Source organism: Arthrobacter sp. TmT3-37 (genome assembly GCF_054510835.1).
The window spans coordinates 295,583-317,134 of the sequence record NZ_JBTNDU010000004.1 but is presented as its reverse complement, the minus strand read 5'-3'; the positions used below and the strand labels follow the sequence as shown (position 1 = coordinate 317,134).

General features: G+C 70.2%; 17 protein-coding genes. 10 read left to right on the top strand and 7 right to left on the bottom strand.

Features of this window, described 5'->3' with window-relative positions; translation table 11 throughout:
* The 7 genes from ACX80U_RS08525 to purM all read left to right on the top strand — a co-directional run bounded on the left by ACX80U_RS08525 (position 1) and on the right by purM (position 6,490).
* Positions 1 to 366, top strand: coding sequence for a sterol carrier family protein (locus ACX80U_RS08525; protein WP_133081208.1), 366 nt, complete (start codon positions 1 to 3; stop codon positions 364 to 366).
* The gene (locus ACX80U_RS08520; protein ID WP_133081209.1) at positions 363 to 1,835 is read left to right on the top strand and encodes a DUF2079 domain-containing protein; all 1,473 of its coding nucleotides are present in this window, start codon (positions 363 to 365) and stop codon (positions 1,833 to 1,835) included. The genes ACX80U_RS08525 and ACX80U_RS08520 overlap by 4 nt, the downstream gene beginning before the upstream one ends.
* A gap of 19 nt (positions 1,836 to 1,854) precedes the next feature.
* Positions 1,855 to 2,274 carry a hypothetical protein gene (locus ACX80U_RS08515; RefSeq protein ID WP_459268084.1) on the top strand — a complete coding sequence of 140 codons (420 nt, stop codon included), beginning with the start codon at positions 1,855 to 1,857 and terminating at the stop codon, positions 2,272 to 2,274.
* 133 nt (positions 2,275 to 2,407) lie between these two features.
* Positions 2,408 to 2,581, top strand: coding sequence for a DUF1059 domain-containing protein (locus ACX80U_RS08510; protein ID WP_133081210.1), 174 nt, complete (start codon positions 2,408 to 2,410; stop codon positions 2,579 to 2,581).
* 14 nt (positions 2,582 to 2,595) lie between these two features.
* The gene (locus ACX80U_RS08505; RefSeq protein ID WP_133081211.1) at positions 2,596 to 3,732 is read left to right on the top strand and encodes an EAL domain-containing protein; all 1,137 of its coding nucleotides are present in this window, start codon (positions 2,596 to 2,598) and stop codon (positions 3,730 to 3,732) included.
* An 89-nt stretch (positions 3,733 to 3,821) separates the two neighbouring features.
* Complete coding sequence (gene purF / locus ACX80U_RS08500) at positions 3,822 to 5,381, top strand: amidophosphoribosyltransferase (protein ID WP_133081212.1); 1,560 nt, start codon at positions 3,822 to 3,824, stop codon at positions 5,379 to 5,381.
* Positions 5,378 to 6,490, top strand: coding sequence for a phosphoribosylformylglycinamidine cyclo-ligase (gene purM / locus ACX80U_RS08495; RefSeq protein ID WP_208739270.1), 1,113 nt, complete (start codon positions 5,378 to 5,380; stop codon positions 6,488 to 6,490). Before purF ends, purM begins: the two co-directional genes overlap by 4 nt.
* 214 nt (positions 6,491 to 6,704) lie before the next feature.
* Here the strand turns inward: purM and ACX80U_RS08490 are convergent, their stop codons facing one another.
* Both ACX80U_RS08490 and ACX80U_RS08485 read right to left on the bottom strand, forming a co-directional pair.
* Entirely contained in the window at positions 6,705 to 9,743 is a 3,039-nt protein-coding gene (locus tag ACX80U_RS08490) for an endo-1,4-beta-xylanase (protein ID WP_459268083.1), read from the bottom strand.
* A gap of 87 nt (positions 9,744 to 9,830) precedes the next feature.
* The gene (locus ACX80U_RS08485) at positions 9,831 to 10,970 is read right to left on the bottom strand and encodes an endo-1,4-beta-xylanase (protein WP_133081215.1); all 1,140 of its coding nucleotides are present in this window, start codon (positions 10,968 to 10,970) and stop codon (positions 9,831 to 9,833) included.
* A 179-nt stretch (positions 10,971 to 11,149) separates the two neighbouring features.
* On the opposite strand from ACX80U_RS08485, the gene ACX80U_RS08480 reads away from it, so the two are divergent.
* The 3 genes from ACX80U_RS08480 (at position 11,150) to ACX80U_RS08470 (ending at position 14,960) form a co-directional block, all read left to right on the top strand.
* Complete coding sequence (locus ACX80U_RS08480; protein WP_133081216.1) at positions 11,150 to 12,175, top strand: substrate-binding domain-containing protein; 1,026 nt, start codon at positions 11,150 to 11,152, stop codon at positions 12,173 to 12,175.
* Between the two features lie 118 nt (positions 12,176 to 12,293).
* A complete protein-coding gene (gene xylA, locus ACX80U_RS08475) occupies positions 12,294 to 13,484 on the top strand; it encodes a xylose isomerase (RefSeq protein ID WP_133081217.1) in 1,191 nt (396 codons plus the stop codon).
* A 3-nt stretch (positions 13,485 to 13,487) separates the two neighbouring features.
* On the top strand, positions 13,488 to 14,960 hold the full coding sequence (locus tag ACX80U_RS08470) for a xylulokinase (RefSeq protein ID WP_459268082.1): 1,473 nt from the start codon (positions 13,488 to 13,490) through the stop codon (positions 14,958 to 14,960).
* An 80-nt stretch (positions 14,961 to 15,040) separates the two neighbouring features.
* On the opposite strand, the gene ACX80U_RS08465 is transcribed toward ACX80U_RS08470, so the two are convergent.
* The 5 genes from ACX80U_RS08465 to ACX80U_RS08445 all read right to left on the bottom strand — a co-directional run bounded on the left by ACX80U_RS08465 (position 15,041) and on the right by ACX80U_RS08445 (position 21,428).
* Positions 15,041 to 15,658 (bottom strand): hypothetical protein, encoded by a 618-nt coding sequence (locus tag ACX80U_RS08465; protein WP_459268081.1) that lies wholly within the window; start codon positions 15,656 to 15,658, stop codon positions 15,041 to 15,043.
* Between the two features lie 348 nt (positions 15,659 to 16,006).
* The gene (locus tag ACX80U_RS08460; RefSeq protein WP_459268080.1) at positions 16,007 to 18,349 is read right to left on the bottom strand and encodes a beta-xylosidase/alpha-l-arabinosidase; all 2,343 of its coding nucleotides are present in this window, start codon (positions 18,347 to 18,349) and stop codon (positions 16,007 to 16,009) included.
* Between the two features lie 2 nt (positions 18,350 to 18,351).
* Positions 18,352 to 19,170 (bottom strand): carbohydrate ABC transporter permease, encoded by an 819-nt coding sequence (locus tag ACX80U_RS08455; protein WP_133081221.1) that lies wholly within the window; start codon positions 19,168 to 19,170, stop codon positions 18,352 to 18,354.
* Positions 19,170 to 20,117 carry a carbohydrate ABC transporter permease gene (locus ACX80U_RS08450; RefSeq protein ID WP_133081222.1) on the bottom strand — a complete coding sequence of 316 codons (948 nt, stop codon included), beginning with the start codon at positions 20,115 to 20,117 and terminating at the stop codon, positions 19,170 to 19,172. Before ACX80U_RS08450 ends, ACX80U_RS08455 begins: the two co-directional genes overlap by 1 nt.
* Positions 20,118 to 20,126: 9 nt before the next feature.
* Positions 20,127 to 21,428, bottom strand: coding sequence for an extracellular solute-binding protein (locus tag ACX80U_RS08445; RefSeq protein WP_459268079.1), 1,302 nt, complete (start codon positions 21,426 to 21,428; stop codon positions 20,127 to 20,129).
* Positions 21,429 to 21,552: the final 124 nt, after the last annotated feature.

The following is a 21,552-nucleotide window of genomic DNA, read 5'->3' as shown; positions in this document are numbered from 1 at the left end:
ATGGCGCGACGACGCATCTCCGCAGAGGACGGCCACCGGGCCCTCACACGCGTGGCCGAGGGCTCGGCCGGCCGACCCGAGCTCGCGACCGCCGTACGGTTCACGCTGGAGGAGCTCGCCGGACTGGCGCCCGGCAACAGCGTCGAGGTCCGTGTGCCGCCCTTCGGCGTCACGCAGTGCGTCGAAGGGCCGCGCCACACCCGCGGCACCCCGCCCAACGTCGTCGAGACGGACGCCGCCACCTGGCTCGCCCTCGTCACGGGAACGACGACCTGGCCGGAGGCCGTCGCCGCGGGCAAGGTCGCGGCGTCGGGCCAGCGCGCCGACCTCGGTGCCTGGCTCCCCCTCTTCGGACGCCGCACATGAACAGGGACGGCACGGACACGACGGCGTCCACCGCGAGGGACATGCCTCCCCGTGCCGGGGACCGCCCGGGTGCCCGGCGCAAGAACCTCGTCGCGGCACTCCGGAGCCGGCCCGCCGGGGCGTGGGCGACCGGCCTCGCGGCCACCCTCCTCTACACCCTCTTCTCCGTCACGCAGTGGTACCGGCTGGACTCACCGTCCTGGGACCTCGGGATCTTCACGCAGCTCGCGAAGGCCTACGCAGCGCCCGGCGCCCCGATCGTCCCGATCAAGGGCGAGGACTTCAACCTGCTGGGCGACCATTTCCATCCGCTGCTCGTACTGCTCGGACCGGCCTACGCCCTCGCGCCGTCGGGCCTCACCCTCCTGGTCGTGCAGGGCCTGCTGTTCGGCCTGTCCGTGGCGGTGGTGGCGCGGACGGGGATGACGCTGCTCGGGCGCGCCGCGGGGATCGGGGTGGGGATCGCCTACGCCCTGTCCTGGGGCCTGCAGTCCGCGGTGGCGGCGCAGTTCCACGAGATCGCGTTCGCCGTCCCCCTCCTCGCGCTCAGCCTCGAGGCGGTGCTGCTGCGCCGCGTGCTGCCCGCCGTGGTGTGGGGCGGGCTCCTCGTCTTCGTCAAGGAGGATCTGGGGCTCACCGTCATCGCCCTGGGACTGGTCCTCGCATGGCGCCTCCGCACCATCGCCGGACTGTGGCTCTCCCTGTGGGGCGCCCTGTGGCTCATCGTCTCGGTACGCGTGATCCTCCCGGCACTCAACACCTCCGGCCAGTACGACTACTCGGACCGCATCGACGTGGGTGGCATGATCGCGGACCCCGCCGGCGCCGTCGTCGACCTCGTCTCCGGGACCGCGAAACACGAGACGCTGCTGCTGCTCCTGCTCGCCGGTGGTGCCCTGTTCCTCCGTTCCTCGCTCAGCCTCGTCCTGCTGCCGACGATCCTGTGGCGGTTCGCCTCCGGCCAGGAGGGGTACTGGGGGCCGGAGTGGCACTACAGCGCGGTCCTGATGCCCGTGCTCTTCCTCGCACTGGTGGACGGCGTGCGGACCCTGCGGATGCACCGCCGCACCTGGGTGCGCACCACCGCCCTGGTCGGCGTCCCCGCCGCGGTGCTGGCCTGCCTGGTCCTGCTGCCGGGCCAGAAGTTCGCCGCCCTCGCAGAACCGGAGACCTACCGACCGTCGGACCGCTGGGACGCGGCCCACCGCATGATGGACCTCATCCCCGCTGGATCCAGCGTGGAGAGCGGGGTGGTGCTGATGGCCTACCTCGTCCCCGAGACCCGGGTGTACTGGCTCGGCAACCCCAATCCGGCGCCGGACTACCTCGTCGTCGACGCGGAGGACTGGAGCTGGGGCCCCGTCCGGCCGAGCGACGCGGAGGCCCATGCGGAGCAGCGCTTCCCCGGGACCGACTACACCCTGGTGTTCGACGAGGCGGGCTACCAGCTCGTCGAGCTGGGACGCTGATGCCCGGTAGCCTTAAACCATGACCGCCGAGCAGCCCCCGCCGAACAGCACCCCCGAGCAGCCCGATACGCGCGGCGCGGTGCCTGCGGACGGGCAGCCGGCGCCCGCCGACCGGGAGGGCACGCAGGAGCCCGGCACGGCTGTCCCCGCACCCGATGCCCCGGCTGTCCGGGAGGTGACCGTCCGGAGAGCCCCGAAATTCATCCCCTTCATGGCCATCGGGGCGATCCTCGGCTTCCTCGCGGCACTCGTGGTCGCCTACACCGGGCCCGCCGATCCCACCCTCACGCGCGAGTCCGTCCTCGGCTTCTTCACCGTGGCGTTCGCCCTGCCGGGACTGCTCCTCGCGGCCCTGGTGGTGCTCGTCGTCGACCGTCGCAGCGTCCGGCGCGCCGAGCGCGCCCGCGCCGAGCGCACGTACGACGACGATTCCGCCTAGGCCTGCCGACGGCGCCCCCACCGCTCCTGATCGGATGCGGCGGTTCGGCTAACGGTGCCGCCCGACCTGACGACAGTAGGGATGGGGGCAATCGATCAGGCTGGTCCGCGGGCCGCGGAAGAGGGAGTTTTTCATGAAGGCATTCGCATGTGGAGATGTCGTACCGGGGTGTGAAGCCCGCTGGGTCTGCAGTTCCGAGGATGAGATCCTCGCCCGCGTCGGCGAGCACGCCGCCGCCGTCCACGGACTGACGGATCTCGCACCCGAGCTCGTCGGGGCCGTGCGCACCCGCATCGTCGCCGCCTGACGCCGCCGGCCCCGATGCAGGCCCTCGGGCAGGACCAGGCTTTCCGCGAGGCCACCGAGCTGGACGCCGCATGCCGCGGCGAGGGCATCTCCTCGGCGTACCAGCCCATCATCGACACCGTCCGCGGCTCGGTGGTCGGCTACGAAGCCCTCGTGCGTTTTCCCGGGTACGAGGAGAAGAACCCCGAGGCATGGTTCGCCCGGGCACGCCGGGAGGGTCGGGACGCCGAACTCGAGGCGGCAGCCCTGCGCAGCGCCTTCGCGCACCGCGCGGGCCTGCCGGGCAACTGCTTCCTCACCGTCAACGTGTCGCCCCACCTGCTGCCCTCCCCCGTGGTCCGGGACGTCTGGGCGGAGCAGGGCAACCTGGGCGGCGTGATCGTGGAGCTCACGGAACAGACTCCCATCGACTCGTACCTGCAGCTGGAACCCCATCTGGACGCGCTGCGGTCCGCGGGCGCCCTGATCGCGGTCGACGACGCCGGGTCGGGGTACGCGGGCCTGCAGCACCTCCTCGCGCTCCGACCCGCCATGATCAAGGTGGACCGGGAACTGGTCCGCGGGATCGACACGGACGAGGCCAAGCGCGCCCTGATCGAGATGCTCGGGCTCTTCGCGGGAAGGGTCGATGCGTGGCTCCTCGCGGAGGGCATCGAAAGGGTCGAGGAACTCGACGCCCTGGCCGCCCTCGGGGTACCCCTCGTCCAGGGGTACCTGCTGGGCCGTCCGGCACCCCCGTGGTCCACCCTCGACGTCGATCTGGCGCTGCGGCTGTCCGCATCCCCGCGCTCGACGTCGTCGCAGACCGTGCGCGGCGTCGTCGAGCCCGCCGCCACGGCCCCGTCCCCGGCGCAGGCCGCAGCACTGTTCGCAGCGAACCCGTTCCTCGCCGACGTCGTGCTCCTCGACGGCCGCCGGCCCGTCGCCGTCCTGCCCGAGGAAGCAGCGCGGCTCGGTGTCGTCACGGCCGGGCTGGTCGTCAACGTGGACACCCCCATCGGCGAGGCGCTGTCCCGCGCCATCACCCGGGACAGCAGTGCCCGCTTCGCTCCCCTGCTCGTCACGGACAACGCGGGCCGCTTCGTGGGCCTCGCACGGATGGAGCGGCTGATCGGAAGGATCGCGGGTACGCCGCACGTCCCGGCCGTGTGACGGGCGTCGTCGCGGCCGCGCGTCCCGGGCCAGCGGCCCGACGCCGCCCATCGCGCGGCCGCCATTGCCTGCCGTGAGAGAATGGGCGCATGGTGCGCGGCGACGGACAACTCTCCCACGATCTTCTCCCCGGCGAAAAAGGACCCCAGGACGCCTGCGGCGTCTTCGGTGTCTGGGCGCCCGGTGAGGAAGTAGCCAAGCTCACCTACTACGGGCTGTACGCGCTGCAGCACCGGGGCCAGGAATCCGCCGGTATCGCGACGAGCGACGGCCAGCGGATCAACGTCTACAAGGACATGGGCCTCGTGTCCCAGGTCTTCGACGAGGCGACGCTCAACACCCTGACCGGCCATATCGCCGTCGGGCACTGCCGCTACTCCACCACCGGGTCATCCCACTGGGCCAACGCGCAGCCCACGCTCGGCGCCACCGCTGCCGGCACGGTCGCCCTGGCGCACAACGGCAACCTCACGAACTCCGCCGAGCTGTACCAGATGGTCCTCGACCGCCACGGCAAGCCCCGCGCCGGCGAGCTCGCGCAGGGCAACACCACCGACACCGCCCTCGTGACCGCGCTGCTCGCCGGGAACGACGGCCGCTCGCTGGAGCAGACGGCCATGGACCTGCTGCCGAGCATCCGCGGCGCATTCTGCTTCGTCTTCATGGACGAAGGAACCCTGTATGCGGCGCGCGACGCCTACGGTGTCCGTCCCCTCGTCCTCGGCCGCCTCGAGCGCGGCTGGGTGGTCGCCTCGGAGCAGGCGGCCCTCGCGACCGTCGGCGCGAGCTACATCCGCGAGATCGAGCCCGGCGAGTTCATCGCCATCGACGAGGACGGGGTGCGCAGCAGCCGCTTCGCCGCCCCGACCGCCGCGGGCTGCGTGTTCGAATACGTCTACCTCGCGCGGCCCGACGCCGCGATCGCCGGCCGCTCCGTGTACGAGTCCCGCGTGGAGATGGGCCGGCAGCTCGCCCGCGAGAACTCCGCCGCCGCGGACATCGTCATCCCGGTCCCAGAGTCCGGCACCCCGGCCGCCGTGGGCTTCGCGGAGGAGTCCGGCATCCCCTTCGCCCACGGCTTCGTGAAGAACGCCTACGTGGGCCGTACGTTCATCCAGCCCAGCCAGACCCTGCGCCAGCTCGGCATCCGGCTCAAGCTCAACGCCCTCGAGTCGGTCATCCGGGGCAAGCGCATCATCGTCGTCGACGACTCGATCGTGCGCGGCAACACGCAGCGCGCCGTCGTCCGCATGCTGCGCGAGGCGGGCGCGGCCGAGGTCCACGTGAAGATCTCCTCGCCCCCCGTGCGCTGGCCCTGCTTCTACGGGATCGACTTCGCCTCCCGAGCGGAGCTCATCGCCAATGGTGCCGCGATCGACGAGATCAGCAAGTCCATCGGCGCCGACAGCCTCGCGTACATCTCCGAGGACGGCATGATCGACGCGACGCAGCAGCCCCGTGAGCGCCTCTGCACGGCATGCTTCACCGGCACGTACCCGATCGAACTGCCCGACGACGACCGCCTGGGCAAGAACCTGCTCGAGCGCACCAACCCCGCCGACAAGTCCGGGGCCACGGGATGCGATCCCGGACCGGACGCAGAGTTCGAAGCCGTACTGACCGACGAAGACAAGAAAGAGCGGGTATGAGCGCGTCCAACCCCATCACGTACGCCAGCGCAGGAGTGGACGTCGAAGCGGGTGACCGCGCCGTCGAGCTCATGAAGGACGCCGTGCGGGCGACGCACGGCGAGCAGGTTCTCGGCGGGGTGGGCGGTTTCGCCGGGCTCTTCGACGTGTCCCGCCTCCTCACCTACACGCGGCCGCTGCTCGCGACGTCCACCGACGGCGTGGGCACCAAGGTGGCCATCGCGCAGGCCATGGACATCCACGACACCATCGGGTTCGACCTGGTGGGCATGGTGGTCGACGACATCGTGGTGGTCGGCGCGGAGCCGCTCTTCATGACCGACTACATCGCGTGCGGGAAGGTGGTCCCCGAGCGCATCGCGGACATCGTGCGCGGCATCGCGGCCGGCTGCTCGGCCGCCGGCACGGCCCTGGTGGGCGGCGAGACCGCCGAACACCCCGGCCTGCTCGGTGAGCACGAGTACGACGTGGCAGGCGCCGCGACCGGCGTGGTCGAGGCCGATCGGGTCCTCGGTCCCGAGCGCGTCCGCGAGGGCGACGTCGTGATCGGCATGGCGTCCTCGGGCCTGCACTCGAACGGGTACTCGCTGGTGCGGCGCGTCATCAACCAGGCCGGCTGGGCGCTGGACCGCCAGGTCTCCGAGCTCGGGCGGACGCTCGGCGAGGAGCTGCTCGAGCCCACCCGGATCTACGCGGCCGACTGCCTGGCACTGGCCCGGAACGACGCCGCGCAGGTCCACGGCTTCAGTCATGTCACCGGCGGCGGGCTCGCGGCGAACCTCGCCCGCGTGCTGCCCCGCGGGCTGGAAGCAACGGTGGACCGCTCCACGTGGGAACTGCCCCCGGTCTTCACGCTCGTCGCGCAGCTCGGCTCCGTCCCGCTGCCGGATCTCGAGCGCACCCTCAACCTCGGGGTCGGGATGGTCGCGATCGTCGGGGCCGAGGGCGCGGACGCCGCCCTCGCCCAGCTCACCGCGGCAGGTGTCCCCTCCTGGGTCATGGGCAGCGTGCAGGTGGCCGGGAACGGGAGCACCGACGGGCCGGACTACGTCCAGGGCGCCAAGGGCGTGGACGGCGGCTCGGTGCGGCTGCTCGGCGCCTACGCCTGACCCGGAACGTCCACAGCACCGCTGCCGGAGTACGGCAGGTCCGGATCCTCCTCCTGATCGAGCCCGGACAGTGGGCATGTTCGAACATTCCCACCGGACGACGGCGAACGGGAGGAGCGAGCCACCCCGCCGAGCACGCCCAGCATCGGACTCCACGACGAAGCCCCTGCCCTCCGGAGAGGACAGGGGCTTTGTCATGGTCGGTGCAGGCCGGTCAGTGCTTGCCCGCCTGCTTGCGGGTCACGACGACGTCGAACGAGCTGGTCCGGGTGTTGCCGGCCTCGTCCGTCGCCGTGCACGTGACCGTCGTGGTACCGACGGGGAACCGGCCGCCCGGTGCGGGGAGGCACGTGATCGGCACGACGCCGTCGAGCGTGTCGATGGCCGACGGCGAGACGTAGCTGACCTTGGCGCCGCTGGCCCCGTTGGAGACGGCGGTGATGTCCGACTGGTCGGCGATCCGCGGCGGCAGCACATCGGCGGGCCGGGCGGGCAGCCTGGACGGATCCACGATGCCCCAGTAGGCCGGCGTGACCTGCAGCTCGTCGTCGAAGGGCAGCGGCTGCTCCCAGGGTCGGGCCATGGGCCAGGTCCGCAGCCAGGTGCGGGCATTGCTGATCCCCCAGAAGGTCACCGAGTCCACGGACGCGTTGTGCTCGCGCAGCATCGCGAAGAGGTCGCGGTAGTAGTAGCCGACCTCCGCTGCGGCGTCCGCGTCGTCCTCGAACGCCGGGCTGTACGGATCCGCCGGGGCGCCGCTGACATCGGCGCCCTGGTTCTCCGTGGAGGCGTTGACGTCGAGTTCCGTGATGGCCTGCAGGAGCGCGGGGTCCAGCGCCTCGACGGCCTCGATGGAGTCCTCGAGCCACTGCACGGGCCGGGCGACGTCCACGTGGGCCTGGTGGCCCACGCCGTCGATCGGCACGGCCCGGGCCTTCAGCGCACGGATCAGGTCGAGGTAGTCGGCCCGCTTCTGAGGCATCTCCGTGTTGTAGTCGTTGATGAACAGGGCCGCCTCGGGGAAGTAGCGGTCCGCCAGGCGGAAGGCCTCGTCCACGAAGCCCTCGCCGAGGACCTGGAACCAGCGGCTGTCGCGCATGTCGTGCGGGTTCGCCGTGTCGCCGTCCGCGATGACCTCGTTGACCACGTCCCAGGCCCAGATGGGGCTGTCCCCCTCGGGGTAGCGGGCGTCGATGTGGTCGGCGATGCCCTTGATGTGCGCTTCCATACGGGCCTTGAGCAACGCCTGGTCGGCGGGGCTGTCGGTGAGGTCGCGGGTGCCGTCCTTGAAGAACCACGCCGGGGTCTGCGAGTGCCAGGCGAGGACGTGTCCGTAGACCTGCACATTGTTGGCATCCGCGAAGTCCAGCAGCTGGTCCAGCTGCGTGAAGGCGAACTGGCCCTCGACCGGCTGGACGCTCTCCGGCTTGCCCGCGTTCTCCGGTGTGAAGGCGTTGAAGTGCTTCCGCACGAGGTCGGCGGCCGTTCCCACGGTCTCCCGGGCATCGATGGCGACACCGACGTGCTCGATGCCGTCCGCGCCGAGCACGTCCTTCAGTCCGGGGACGTCCGACTGGATGGGCTTCTCGACGATCGGGGCGAGGCTGAAGTCGTCCAGCAGGAAGTCCGTCCCCACCGGTCCCTCGACGTACACCTGGGCCTTGTCCGCGGCCGCACCGAGCGTGTAGGTGCCCTTGAGCTGGACCCAGCCGTCGGCCGTCACGGAGGCACTGGCGCCGGCGACGCCGTCGTACGCGCTTCCGCCGCCGTTGTCACGCTGCACGGACACCTTGAGCGAGGCCGGGGCCTCGCCGGGAGCGAGCTTCGCCCACACCGATACCTGCACGGCGGTCCCGACGGGCAGGCCCGCCGTGACGTCGAGCGCGGCACCGTGCCAGGGCTGGGTGCGGTTCGTGACGAGCAGGCTGCCGGTGCCGGTGCGGGCATCGCTGCTCGTGGCGACGGAGACGCCGTCGCCCCGGGCCGTCCAGCCGTCGGTGCCGGTCTCGAAGCCGGAGGTGACCTCGACGGGTGCCGCTCCCGCGCCGCCCTGCGGCAGGGTGAAGGTCCATCCCTCGGCGAGCTTCTCGCTCACCACCGTCGTGACGGCCCGGACCGTGTTGGAGCGGTCGCCGCCGCCGTCGTGGGCGAGGACCACGGCGCCGGGGGTGAAGGCCGCGCGGAGGTTGGCGGTCAGGGTCGCCTCGCTGAGGTCGTTGCCGTCCCAGTCGAAGATGACGTTGCCGAGGCCGAGCGGCTGCATGCCGAGCGCCGCGGCCACTTCTCCGGTGGCACCCCAGCTGCCGTTCGGTGCACGGAAGTAGGGCACCTGCAGGGACGGATCACCGACGGCGGCCCGGATGATGCGCAGGTTCTCCTTCAGGTCGGTCTCGACCTGGGTCTGCGACCAGGAGCCCATGTCCGCGTAGGACGTGCCGTGGTTGCAGAGCGTGTGGCCGTCGGCGACGATCTGCCGCAGCAGGTCGGCGCCACCGGGAGCCTGGACGTTCTGCCCGATGATGCAGAACGTCGCGGTGATGCCCTTGTCCCGCAGGAAGTCGAGGATCGCTGCGGTCTCACCCGGGTTCGGCCCGTCGTCGAACGTCAGGGCGACGGTGTTCCCGGTGCCCCGCGCCGCGGCGAGGGGGGTGCTCGTGGGGTTCGCTGCGCCTCCCGGCACGAAGGACGCGTCGGGGGTGGGTTGCCAGGCTCCGCCGTCGGCGGGCCCGGCCGTCCCGGTGATCACGACGTCGTCCACGAGGTAGTCGTAGGGTGCACCCAGGTCTCCCGTTCCGAGGTAGGCCCGCAGCGTCGCCGGGTCGGCTCCGGCCGGGGCGTTGAAGGTGCCGGTCACCGTGGTCCAGGCATCCGCGGACACCGTGGTGTTGCCCACCCAGCTGTAGGCGGGTTCCACGACGAAGCGCGCCGACGTCGTCGTTCCTGCCGGCGCCGAGAGTTTCACCTGCGCGGAGAGCGTGTAGGTCCCGCCGGCCTGCAGGAGGTCGGCCGGCGTCTTGATGCCGTCGTAGTCGTTGACCCGGCCCTTCACCAGCAGGGCCTTGTCGCCGTCGGCGTCGACGACCGACAGCGTGGGCCCGCCGTTCTGCGCCAGCGGACTGAAGCTGCCGTCCTCGAAATCCTCGCTCAGCAGCACCGACGGTTCGTCCGCCTGGGCGGCCGGCAGCGTCAGCACGCCGGCTCCCGTGATCAGACCGAATGCCGTGGCGCCTGCGATCAGACGTCCTTGTCTCATGGTTCTCCTTGATGGTGTGGCCCGCCCGTGGAGGGGCGGGCCACCGACTGCTGGGGGTGGTCGTGCTGGTTGTCGTGCTGGTGCTGCCTAGCGGTTACCGCGCCCCGGGGACGCCTGCTCGAGGCTCTCCTGCAGTGCGTAGTAGGCCGGCTTGCGGGTGAAGTCGTTCCACATGACGGTCGCCTCCCCCTCACCGGAGAAGAACACCGGCACCCAGGAGTACTTGTCGGTGAAGCCCCAGATCGTGAAGGAGTTGCACTCCTCCACGGCGATGCAGGCGTCGAGTGCCCGCTGGTAGTAGCTCGCCTGCTTCTCGAGCTGCGCCGCGGTGGGCTGGGTCCCCGCTGCGACGTCCATCCGGACGTCGATCTCGGTGATCGCGGTCTCCAGCCCGAGGTCGTCGAAGCGCTGGAGGTTGGTCCGGAGATCGCCCGGAAAGCCGTAGCGCGTGCTCAGGTGCCCCTGGATGGCGAAGCCGTCCACGGGGACGCCCTGGGCCTGCAGCCGCGGGATGAGCTCGAGGTAGGCGTTGCTCTTCGCGTTGACGCTCTCCACGCCGTAGTCGTTGAAGAAGAGCTTCGCCTTCGGATCCGCCTCGTGGGCCCAGCGGAACGCGTCGGCGATGATCTCCGGGCCGAGTTCGCGGATCCAGATGTTGTCCGTGGTGCGCAGGGTGCCGTTGTCGTTGAAGATCTCGTTGGCCACGTCCCACTGCTGGATCTTGCCGGCGTACCGCCCGACGACGGTCTGGATGTGGTCCTTGAGGATGGCGCGCAGCTCCTCCTTGGAGAAATCGCCCTCCTCCAGCCAGGCGGGGTTCTGGCTGTGCCAGAACAGGGTGTGGCCGCGGACCACCTGCTTGTTCTCCTGCGCGAACTCGACGATGGCGTCCATCTCGGCGAAGCGGTAGGTGTCGCGCTCGGGGTGCACGAACTCCCACTTGAGCTGGTTCTCGGGCGACACGGAGCTGAACTCGGCGGCGAGGTGCTGCAGGTACTCCCGGTCGTTGGGGAACGGGGCCGGATAGGGCTGGGTCTCGTGGTGGCCGCCGCCTGCGACGGCGGTGCCGATCTTGAGATCGTTCGGGGCGACCCAGCGGAGGGTGTCCTGCTTCTCGATCCCGGGCGGACGGGGGGCCTGGTGCTGTGCTGCGAGCGCGGGGGCGGCGGTGGGAAGGATCAGTGCCGAAGCGAGGACTGCGGCAGCGAGTGACTGGTGGACCTTCATGAGCTCTCCTTTGAGGTACCTGAGGTGCGGTCGTCCGAAACTTTCTTCGGATCCTTTCCGGAACTTTCCGGAAATACCGTTGCTGTAGGTTAGGAACACCGCGCAGGAGAGGTCAAGGGCGGAAGCGAAAACAGTTCCGGGAGACCTCGACGTTGCTCCAGGCGCCCCGAGGAGGATTTGTGCACGACAACACCCAACCCGCCGTGACGATCTCGGCGATCGCCTCGGCCGCCGGAGTCTCGGTCCCCACGGTGTCGCGCGTCCTCAACGGCAGGTCCGACGTCGCTCCCGCGACGCGGGAACGCGTGGAGGCTCTGCTCCGCGACTACGGGTACCGCCGCCGCGGCACGGCCCCGTCAGCCCCCTCCGGGCTGGTGGACCTCGTCTTCAACGACCTCGACAGCCCCTGGGCGGTGGAGATCATCCGCGGCGTCGAGGAGGCCCTGAACACCGAGGGAATGTCCGTGGTGGTGTCCGCCATCCACCGGCGGGGCAGCGCCGACTCGACGCGCAAGTGGCTCGACACCCTCGGAGCCAGGACCAGCGACGGCGCCATCCTGGTCACGACGGACCTCGACTCGTTCCTGCACGCCGAACTGCAGCGGCTCAACGTCCCGGTGGTGGTCGTCGATCCCGCCGGCGTGCCGGATCTCGAGGTGCCGACGATCGGGGCGACCAACTGGACCGGCGCGGTCACCGCCACGGAACACCTGACCCAGCAGAACCACCGCCGCATCGGATTCGTGGCCGGACGCCCGGGGCTGTGGTGCAGCCGTGCGCGCCTCGACGGCTACCGGGCCGGGCTCGACGCCGCGGGCATCGCCTTCGATCCCGCCCTCGTGATCAGTGGGGACTTCGACTACGCCTCGGGGTTCGCGGCAGGGATGGAACTCCTCGGGCGCGCCGACCGGCCCACCGCGGTCTTCGCGGCCAGTGACCAGATGGCCCTCGGCGTGTACGAGGCGGCCCGCCAGCAGGGACTGCGCATTCCTGACGACCTCAGCGTCATCGGCTTCGACGACCTGCCCGAGGCGGGGTGGGCGTCCCCTCCGTTGACGACGGTCCGGCAGCCGCTCTCGGAGATGGGGGCGCTCGCGGCCCGCACCCTCGTGCGGCTGATCGCCGGCGACGCCGTCGACAGTCCACGGATCGAGCTGTCCACCCGGCTGGTCACCCGGGCGAGCGTGGGAGCACTCGGCGCCTGACGCGTGTCCAGCATCCCTGGCATGGATACCGGCTCGTGATCCGGGCTTGACTCTGGCGGTAAACCTAATATGTTTGTAACGGCAACATATTAGTCACACACACTTCCTGGAGCACTCAATGGCGATCGAGCCCACCCGCGACGACAAATTCTCCTTCGGACTCTGGACGGTGGGCTGGGAAGCCCAGGACCAGTTCGGATCCGCGACCCGTGCACCCCTCGACGTCGTCGAGGCGGTCAACCGCCTGAGCGACCTCGGCGCGTACGGCATCACCTTCCACGACGACGACCTCTTCCCCTTCGGCTCCTCCCCGGCGGACCGCCAGCGCGAGATCGACCGCCTGAAGGGCGCACTGAAGTCCACCGGGCTGATCGTGCCCATGGTCACCACCAACCTCTTCAGCCACCCGGTCTTCAAGGACGGCGGCTTCACGAGCAACGACCGCGGCGTACGCCGGTTCGCCCTGCGCAAGGTGCTGGACAACATCGACCTCGCGGCAGAGCTCGGCGCGAAGACGTTCGTCATGTGGGGCGGACGCGAAGGCAGCGAGTACGACGCCGCCAAGGACATCCGCGGCGCCCTCGAGCGCTACCGCGAGGCCGTCAACCTGCTCGGCGACTACGTCACCGACAAGGGGTACGACATCCGCTTCGCGATCGAACCCAAGCCCAACGAACCCCGCGGCGACATCCTCCTGCCGACCCTCGGTCACGCGATGGCGTTCATCGAGACGCTGGAGCGCCCCGAACTCGTGGGCATCAACCCGGAGACGGGCCACGAGCAGATGGCCGGGCTGAACTTCACCCACGGCATCGCGCAGGCCCTCTACCAGGGCAAGCTGTTCCACATCGACCTCAACGGCCAGCGCAGCATCAAGTTCGACCAGGACCTCGTGTTCGGGCACGGCGACCTGCAGAACGCCTTCTCGCTCGTGGACCTGCTGGAGAACGGCGGCCCCGCGGGCGGTCCGTCCTACGACGGCCCCCGCCACTTCGACTACAAGCCGAGCCGCACCGAGGACATGGACGGCGTCTGGGACTCGGCCGCAGCGAACATGCAGACCTACCTGCTGCTCAAGGAGCGTGCCGCGGCCTTCCGCGCGGACCCCGAGGTCCAGGCCGCGCTGGAAGCATCCCGCGTCTCCGAGATCAACGTGCCCACGCTCAACGAGGGCGAAGGCTACGACGCGCTCCGCGCGGACCGCGCGTCCTACGAGGAGTTCGACACGGACGCCTACTTCAACGGCAAGGGCTTCGGCTTCGTGAAGCTGCAGCAGCTCTTCATCGAGCACCTGCTCGGCGCCCGCTGATCCATGGCCCTCGTTGCCGGCGTCGACTCGTCGACGCAGAGTTGCAAGGTCGTCGTCGTCGACACCGGGACGGGCGCGGAAGTCCGGACCGGCCGTGCCCTCCACCCGGAGGGCACGGAGGTCGACCCCGGCGCCTGGTGGAAGGCCCTGCTGTCAGCGCTCGACGCCGCTGACGGACTCGGCGACGACGTCGACGGGCTCGCCGTCGCGGGCCAGCAGCACGGAATGGTGCTGCTGGACCGCGAGGGGCGGGTCCTCCGCGACGCCCTGCTCTGGAACGACACCCGGTCCGCCGGTGCCGCCCGGGACCTGATCGGTGAACTGGGCGTCGACGGCCTCGTGGAGCGGACGGGCTCCGCCCCCGTGGCGTCCTTCACCAGCACCAAGGTGCGCTGGGTGCGCGACGCCGAACCGGACGTCGTCCCGGCCATCGCGGCCGTGGCGCTGCCGCACGACTGGCTGACGTGGCGCCTGCGCGGCTTCGGGCCCGAGGGGGATGCCCCGCTCGGGCCGGTGCTGGAGGAACTCGTCACGGACCGCTCCGACGCGAGCGGCACGGGCTACTGGAACCCTGCCACGAACGCGTACGACCTCGCCCTCTTCGAGGACATCCTCGGCCGCCCGGCGCGTGAAGCCGGACAGCCGGAGGGCGAGCCGGACCAGGTCGTGCTCCCCCGGGTCCTCCCTGCGGAGGCCTCCGCAGGGACCGTGCATCCCTCGTTCCTGTCGGGAGACCGCCGGATCGTCCTGGGATCCGGTGCCGGCGACAATGCGGGTGCCGCCCTCGGACTGGGCGCGGAGGAGGGAGACGTCGTCGTGTCCCTCGGGACGAGCGGTACGGTCTTCGCCGTCGCCCCGCAGGCGGTGGCCGACCGGTCCGGGACGGTGGCGGGGTTCGCCGATGCCAGCGGACTGTTCCTGCCGCTGGTGGCGACCCTCAACGCCGCCCGCGTGCTGTCATCGGTGGCCGGCATCCTCGGCGTGGACCACGACGGCTTCGCCGACCTGGCCCGCGAGGCAGCACCGGGGTCGGACGGTGTGGTCCTGGTGCCCTACTTCGAGGGCGAGCGCACGCCCAACCTGCCGACGGCGAAGGCCAGCTTCCACAACCTCAGCATCGCCTCCTCGACGCGCGCCAACATCGCCCGTGCGGCGATCGAGGGCATGCTGTGCGGACTGGCCGACGCCCTCGACGCGGTGCGGGCCGCCGGTGTCACACCGCGCCACCTGCTGCTGATCGGCGGGGCCGCACAGAACGCGGCGGTCCAGGAGGTCGCCGCCCAGGTGTTCGACCTGCCCGTGCGCATCCCCGCTCCGGGCGAGTACGTCGCGCGGGGGGCCGCCGTACAGGCCGCGTGGGTCCTGGCCGGCTCCCGGCCGCAGTGGTCGGTGGAGACGCTCGAGGATCGCGCGTCCGACCACCGGCCCGTCATCCGGACGCAGTACCGGGCCGCGGTGGCATCCGTGGCGTTCTAGCCGGTCCCGCACCCACGACGAGAGGCACCACCCCGCGGGGTGGTGCCTCTCGTCGTCGTGGGTGGTGCGGCGTCGCCCGGTCAGAGGCCTGCCTGGTGGTCGATGCCCACCTGGTCCACCTTGCGGTGGAAGCGCATCCCGGCCTTGCCCCCGAGGATCGCGCCGAGAAGGGGCACGAGGATCGCTATGGCCAGTCCGATGAGTCCGCCGGCCGTCAGGGCACTGCCGTCGACGGGGATGTTGGGCTGGCCCTGCACCTGCGCGAGGACGTTGAACTGGCTGCCCGCGACGGCGGCGAGGATCGCCAGGACGATCGCGACGACGATGCCCCACAGCCAGACGGCGACGCCCTGCTTGACGCCGTCGAAGCGTGCCATGCGACCGGCGACGTACCCGCCGCAGTAGTAGGCGACGAACAGGATGACGGCCAGGACGATACCGCTGGCGATGCCGATGGTCTGGGCGTTCTCCTGTGCCTGGTTGGCGGCGTCGGACGCGGTGCCCGTGTCGGCCGCTCCGATGCCGACGCCGATCGCCGTCGCCAGCGCACTGAGGATGACGGTGAGGCCGATCGCCGTCAGCCACCCGAAGAACGCCGACCCCCACTTGATGCCGCCGAACCGCTCCTTCTCCGCGGCGACGACGTCGTTGCGCCGGCTCCTCGGGGTGCTCGCGCCTGATGTGTCGTCTCGTGCCATGATGCTGGTGCCTCCTCGGTAGGGATGGTTGATCCTGCCGGGTCCGGACTGCGGGAGGCTCCGTAACCGGAAGATCAGTCTGCTTACTACCGTGACGCGCGGGGGCTCCGCGCGCAAGCACGTTCTTCTGCACGGCGTGCATCTTCCGGCGTGCATCCCCGGCATGCATCTTCCGGCGTGCAGGGACGGTCCCTGCAGGGATCCCGGCTCCCCGAGGCAGCTGCCGACAGGGACTGCACCAGCCACGGCCGCGGACGGTCCCGACCGGGTGGTCCCGGGAACGACGCAACCCGCCCCCTGCTGAGCGGGGACGGGTTGCGACGGGTTCCGACGGCCTGCGGGCGGGTGCTAGACGGCGTCCACCCGCACGTCGCAGTGGAGCCGCCGGGTGTGGTCCACGCGCCGCACCTCGCCCGTGAGGGTGAGGGGCACGGTCGCCCGGATGTCACTGCTCGATGCGCCGAGGCGCAGCTCCAGCTCCCCGGGTTCGACGATGCGCTGCCCGTCCCGCCCCGTGAAGGAGGTGACGTCGGCGGGCACGGTGAACGCGACCCTCGCGGAGGACCCCGCCGCCAGGGAGACGCGCGCGTACCCGATGAGACGCTGGACCGGGCGGACGACGGATGCCACCGGGTCGTGCAGGTAGAGCTGCACCACCTCGACGCCGTCGCGCTCCCCCGCGTTGGTCACCGTCACGTGCACGGCGACCTCGCCGTCGGTCGGTGCCGTTCCCGCCGTCGCTCCCGCGCCCTGCCACTGGAACTCGGTGTAGCCGAGTCCGTGGCCGAAGGCGAAGGCCGCTGTCGGATCGATGTTCGAGACGCCGTTCGACTGCGCCAGCGGTGCGGCCAGGTAGGTGGACGGCTGGGCGCCCGGCGTCCCGGGGATGCTGACGGGCAGTCGCCCGGCGGGGTTGATCCGTCCGCTGAGGACGCCGGCCACGGCGGCCGCACCCTCCTCGCCGGGGAAGAACCCCTGGACGATCGCGGCGGCGTCGGTGATCGCGGACCCGAGGGCGTACGGGCGGCCGGTCAGCAGCACGACGACGACGGGCTTGCCGGTGGCGAGCAGTTCGTCGAGGAGCTGCTGCTGCACGCCCGGGAGGGCCAGTGATTCGGCGTCGCATCCCTCGCCGCTGGTGCCGCGCCCGAAGAGCCCCGCCCGGTCACCGAGGACCGCGACGACGACGTCGGCTCCGCCGGCGACCGCGAGGGCCTCGTCGAACCCGGTGGTCGCGGAGCCGTCGATCGTGCACCCGGCCGCGATCGTGATGTCGCTCGCGCCGAACTCGCGCTGGAGTGCTTCGGCGACCGTCGGGATGGCGAGGCCGATCTCGACGTCGGGGTGCTGCTCGCCGACGTGCGCGGGGAAGGAGTAGCAGCCGAGGAACGCGCGGTGCGTGTCCGCGTTGGGGCCGATGAGGGCGATGCGCGGCGCGGCGGCGAGCGGCAGGATCCCGCTGTTCCTGACGAGGACGATGGACTGCTCCGCGAGCTCGCGGGCGATGTCCCGGTTGCCCGGGGAATCGAGGTCGACGACGGGCGTCCCGGCGCCGGCCCGTTCGAGGGCCGGCGGGACCGGCGACCACTCGGGATCCAGCAGGCCCAGGTCCAGCTTCTGCCGGAGGACGCGCCGGAGCGCGCGGTCGACGAGCCCTTCGTCCAGCCGCCCGCCGTCGATCTCGGCGAGGAGGTGCTCGCCGAAGGTGTGCACGGTCGGCAGTTCGACGTCGACCCCTGCGGTCAGCGCCGCGGCCGCCGCCTCACCGAGGGTCGCGGCCACGCGGTGCAGCTCCTTGAGGAAGGCGATGCCGAAGTAGTCGGCCACCACGGTGCCGTCGAAGCCCCAGGTGTCCCGCAGGAGCGCGGTGAGGAGCGAGGCGTCCGCTGCGGTCGGTACGCCGTCGATGTCGGTGTAGGCGTGCATGACCGACCGGACGCCGGATTCCCGGATCGCCATCTCGAACGGCGGCAGGAGGACGTCCGCCCGCTCGCGTTCCCCGATGGAGACGGGCGCGAGGTTGCGGCCGGCTTTCGACGCCGAGTAGCCGACGAAGTGCTTGAGCGTGGCGACGATCCCGCCGCGCTCGAGTCCCTGCACGTACGCCGTCGCGATGGTCCCGATCAGGTACGGGTCCTCGCCGATGGTCTCCTCCACGCGGCCCCAGCGGGCGTCGCGCACGACGTCGAGCACCGGGGCGAGCCCCTGGTGGACGCCGACGGAGCGGAGGTCCGCGCCGATGGCCGAGGACATGGTCCGGACGAGGTCGGGGTTGAAGGTCGCGCCCCAGGCGAGGGGGACCGGGTAGGCCGTGGCCTTCCACGCCGCGAACCCGGCGAGGCATTCCTCGTGAACGAGGGCGGGGATGCCGAAGCGGTTCGCCGCCGTGATGCGCTCCTGGGTGCGCTGCAGCGACAGGGCTCCGAGTCCCGGCTCCACGGGGGCGGTGCCGAAGGGGCGGGTGAGCTGGCCGAGTCCGTGCGGCAGGAGTTCGTCGAGGTCCACGGCCTCGTTCATCTCGTGCTGGTGGGGGGCCACCTCGCCGCCCTCGGTGTTGGCGCCGACCCAGACGCCGACCAGCTGGGCGACCTTCTCGCGCGGCGTCATCGCCTGGATGAGGGTCTCCACCCGGTCCTCGGGTGCGGCGGCGGTGTCCCGCCAGGGGACGTCGTTCAGTGTTGTCTCAGTCATGGTTACTTTCCGCCAGCGCCCATGAGGCCCTGGACAAGCGCGCGGCGCGCGAACAGGTAGACGAGCAGGACGGGCACCATCGACAGGGTGACCGCGGCGAGCAGGCCCGGGATGTTGATGCCGTACTGCGTCTGGAAGTTGAAGAGGCCGAGGGTCACCACGCGGGTGCTCTCGGACTGCGTGAGGATGAGGGGGAAGAGGAATCCGTTCCACGCCTGGAGGGCGGAGAAGACGGCGATCGTGGAGATGCCACCCTTGGACAGCGGCAGGACCAGCCGGAAGAAGGCCCGCGCCGGGCTCGCTCCGTCCATGGCCATGGCCTCGTACAGCTCCCCCGTGATGTCGCGCATCGTGCCGCTGAGGATCAGCGTGCAGATGGGCAGCGCGAAGGCCGCGGTGGGCAGGATGACGCCGATCAGGTTGTCGTACAGGCCGACGGTGTTGATCAGGTAGAACACGGGCACGATCACGGCCTGCGCCGGGATCGCGAGGCCCAGCAGGAAGAAGCGGAACACGAACGACGCCGCCCGGCTCTGGCTGCGCACGATCGCATAGCTGAGCGGGGGCACGAGCAGGAGCACGATCGCGACGACTCCGACCGTCACGACGACGGTGTTGAGGAAGTACCGGCCGAAGCCGCTCGTGATCGCATCGACGTAGTTCTGCAGCGTGAAGCTCGTGGGGAAGGACAGCGGGCCGTTGTCCCCGAACTCCTCACGCGTCTGGAAGGTACCCGACAGCATCACGTACAGCGGGATCGCGACGATCAGCAGCCAGACGAAGGAGCCGATGCCGGCGAAGTAGTTGGGGCGGGTCTTCATCAGAGTCCTTCCAGCGAGCTGTTCATCTTGTCGTAGCCGGACACCTTGACCACCACGAGGGAGATCAGGGTGGCGACGACGACGAGCACCAGGGCGATCGCGCTGCCGACGCCGAAGTCGAAGCTCTGGAACGCCTCCTGGTACATGTAGAAGGCGGTGATGGTGGTGTCGGTGCCGGGCCCGCCGTTGGTCAGGATGAGTACCGTCTCGAACGTCGTCAGGCCACCGACCACCATCAGGATGATCGAGGTGATGGCCGTGTTGCGCAGCTGGGGCAGCGTGATGGAGAAGAACTGGCGCACCATGCCGGCACCGTCGATCGACGCCGCCTGGTACAGCACGTTGGGGATGCCCTTCGCAGCGCCCTGGTAGATCAGGGTGTGGAACGGGGTGAACTGCCACATGCCCACGAAGATGAGGACACCGATCGCGCCGGACTGCGTACCGAGCAGGTTGCCGTCACCGAAGAGCCACGAGAGCTGTCCCGGGATACCGAAGTTCGGATCGAGCAGGGCACGCCACAGCACGGAGATGGCGGCCGAGGACAGCAGCAGGGGGATGAAGTAGATGGCACTGAGGACGGCGCGGTTGCGCTGGTTGCCCGCGGCCCAGACGCCGAGCAGGATGCTCAGCGGTGTCTGGGTGACCACCCCGAGGACGATGAAGAGCAGGCTGAGCCAGAGGCTCTTGACCATCACCGGATCGGAGACGAGCGTCTCCCAGTTCTCGAGTCCCACGAACTCCGGGTCACCGAGCCCACTCCACGAGGTGAAGGACAGAACGGCGACCGCGGCCAGCGGCACGAGGGCGAAGAGCGCGAAGAAGATGGTGGCGGGCAGGGCCCAGGCGAAGCCCGGACGCCCCACGGAGGAGGCGCCCGAGCGGGCCGGGCGGCTCGGAGTGGAGCCGCCCGGCGCTGCCTGCCTGCGCGTTGCAAGCGTTGTCATGGGAATGTCCTAGAGACTCTGCATGGCCTTGATGAAGCCGTCTTCATCGATCTGGCCGCTGAAGAACTGGGCCACGGCGGTGTGGATGGTCACCGTCGCCTCGGGCGGGTACGCCTGGTCCCAGGAGAGCTGGAAGTGGGGCGCTTCCTTCACGAGGTCGAACTGGTACTTCGCGTACTCGGGGTTGGAGGCCTCGCCGAGGAACTCCTCCGTGTTGGTGGTGGTGGGCAGGTTGCCGATGGCGATCTGCTCCTGCACGAACTCGTCCGAGTACATGAGCTTCAGGAACTCGCCGGCCTCTTCGGGGTAGCGGGTGTCCTTGTGGACCGAGTAGAAGTTGTTCGTGTTGCCGGCGAGGTTGTCGGGATCGCCCTCGCCGCCCTCGATCGCGGGGAACTCGCTGTAGCCGAGCACGTTCTCCGCGAACTCGGGATTGGCATCCAGGTGCGTCGCGTAGGCCCACGAGCCCATGAGCTCGAAGCCTGCCCGGCCGCTGGAGAGCAGCGTGGGGGACCCGCCGTCGGTGAACTTGACCGAGTCGAAGTTGGTGCCGAAGGCACCCGCGTCGATCAGTTCGCGCAGCTTGCCGAGGGCCTCACGGCTCTCCTCGGAGTCCCACACCTCCGTGTCGCCGTCGAGCGCCGACTGGAACAGGTCCTCGCCGGCGACGCGGTCGAAGACGTACTGGAACCACATCTGGGTGGGCCACTGGTCGGCGCCGCCGAGAGCGATCGGGGTGACGCCGGCCGCCTTCAGCTTCTCGACGGCCTCCAGCAGCTCGTCCCAGGTGGCGGGAGGAGCATCGATGCCGGCCTGCTTGAGCACCTCGGAGTTGTTGAAGAGCATCACGGGCTGCGTGCCGCGCATCGGGATGCCGTAGCTCTTGTCGTCGATGACGGCCGTCTCGAACACCGAGGGCAGGAAGGCGTCCTTCAGCTGCGGGTCCTCCTCGATGAAGTCGTCGAGGGGCATCAGCAGATCGGCCTTCACGAAGTTCGCGATGCTGCCACCGCCCCAGTTGAAGAAGATGTCCGGAGCGGAATCGGTGTCGATGATGGTCTGCAGCTTGGTCTGGTAGTCCGCGCCGGGGATCGTGTCGAGCACGACCTTGACGTCGGAGGTCTCGTTGAACTTGTCCACCATGGCCTGCTCGACCTTGTTGCTGGCATCGCCGTAGACGGCCAGGTGCAGCTCGTTCTCGGGCCGGCTCGACGCGTCGCCGCCGCCTCCGCCGCACCCTGCCAGGGTGAGGCCCAGCATCATGACCGCGGTGCCTGCAAGACTGCGGGACATCCAGGTTCGGTTGTTCATCGTTGAACGCCTCTCGAAAGTTTCGATAATAATATCGAAAGTTATGTAGTGGGATGAGTGTATGTAGCGCTCGCCCGCTTTTGCAACATCCGATGTGTGGGCGGTCACAAATCGTGTCCGACGC

What these genes read in the sequence shown, in the direction of transcription:
- ACX80U_RS08525 (WP_133081208.1), top strand. Translation starts at nt 1, where the DNA reads ATGGCGCGACGACGCATCTCCGCAGAGGACGGCCACCGGGCCCTCACA.
- ACX80U_RS08520 (WP_133081209.1), top strand. Translation starts at nt 363, where the DNA reads ATGAACAGGGACGGCACGGACACGACGGCGTCCACCGCGAGGGACATG.
- ACX80U_RS08515 (WP_459268084.1), top strand. Translation starts at nt 1,855, where the DNA reads ATGACCGCCGAGCAGCCCCCGCCGAACAGCACCCCCGAGCAGCCCGAT.
- ACX80U_RS08510 (WP_133081210.1), top strand. Translation starts at nt 2,408, where the DNA reads ATGAAGGCATTCGCATGTGGAGATGTCGTACCGGGGTGTGAAGCCCGC.
- ACX80U_RS08505 (WP_133081211.1), top strand. Translation starts at nt 2,596, where the DNA reads ATGCAGGCCCTCGGGCAGGACCAGGCTTTCCGCGAGGCCACCGAGCTG.
- purF (WP_133081212.1), top strand. Translation starts at nt 3,822, where the DNA reads ATGGTGCGCGGCGACGGACAACTCTCCCACGATCTTCTCCCCGGCGAA.
- purM (WP_208739270.1), top strand. Translation starts at nt 5,378, where the DNA reads ATGAGCGCGTCCAACCCCATCACGTACGCCAGCGCAGGAGTGGACGTC.
- ACX80U_RS08490 (WP_459268083.1), bottom strand. Translation starts at nt 9,743, where the DNA reads ATGAGACAAGGACGTCTGATCGCAGGCGCCACGGCATTCGGTCTGATC.
- ACX80U_RS08485 (WP_133081215.1), bottom strand. Translation starts at nt 10,970, where the DNA reads ATGAAGGTCCACCAGTCACTCGCTGCCGCAGTCCTCGCTTCGGCACTG.
- xylA (WP_133081217.1), top strand. Translation starts at nt 12,294, where the DNA reads ATGGCGATCGAGCCCACCCGCGACGACAAATTCTCCTTCGGACTCTGG.
- ACX80U_RS08470 (WP_459268082.1), top strand. Translation starts at nt 13,488, where the DNA reads ATGGCCCTCGTTGCCGGCGTCGACTCGTCGACGCAGAGTTGCAAGGTC.
- ACX80U_RS08465 (WP_459268081.1), bottom strand. Translation starts at nt 15,658, where the DNA reads ATGGCACGAGACGACACATCAGGCGCGAGCACCCCGAGGAGCCGGCGC.
- ACX80U_RS08460 (WP_459268080.1), bottom strand. Translation starts at nt 18,349, where the DNA reads ATGACTGAGACAACACTGAACGACGTCCCCTGGCGGGACACCGCCGCC.
- ACX80U_RS08455 (WP_133081221.1), bottom strand. Translation starts at nt 19,170, where the DNA reads ATGAAGACCCGCCCCAACTACTTCGCCGGCATCGGCTCCTTCGTCTGG.
- ACX80U_RS08450 (WP_133081222.1), bottom strand. Translation starts at nt 20,117, where the DNA reads ATGACAACGCTTGCAACGCGCAGGCAGGCAGCGCCGGGCGGCTCCACT.
- ACX80U_RS08445 (WP_459268079.1), bottom strand. Translation starts at nt 21,428, where the DNA reads ATGAACAACCGAACCTGGATGTCCCGCAGTCTTGCAGGCACCGCGGTC.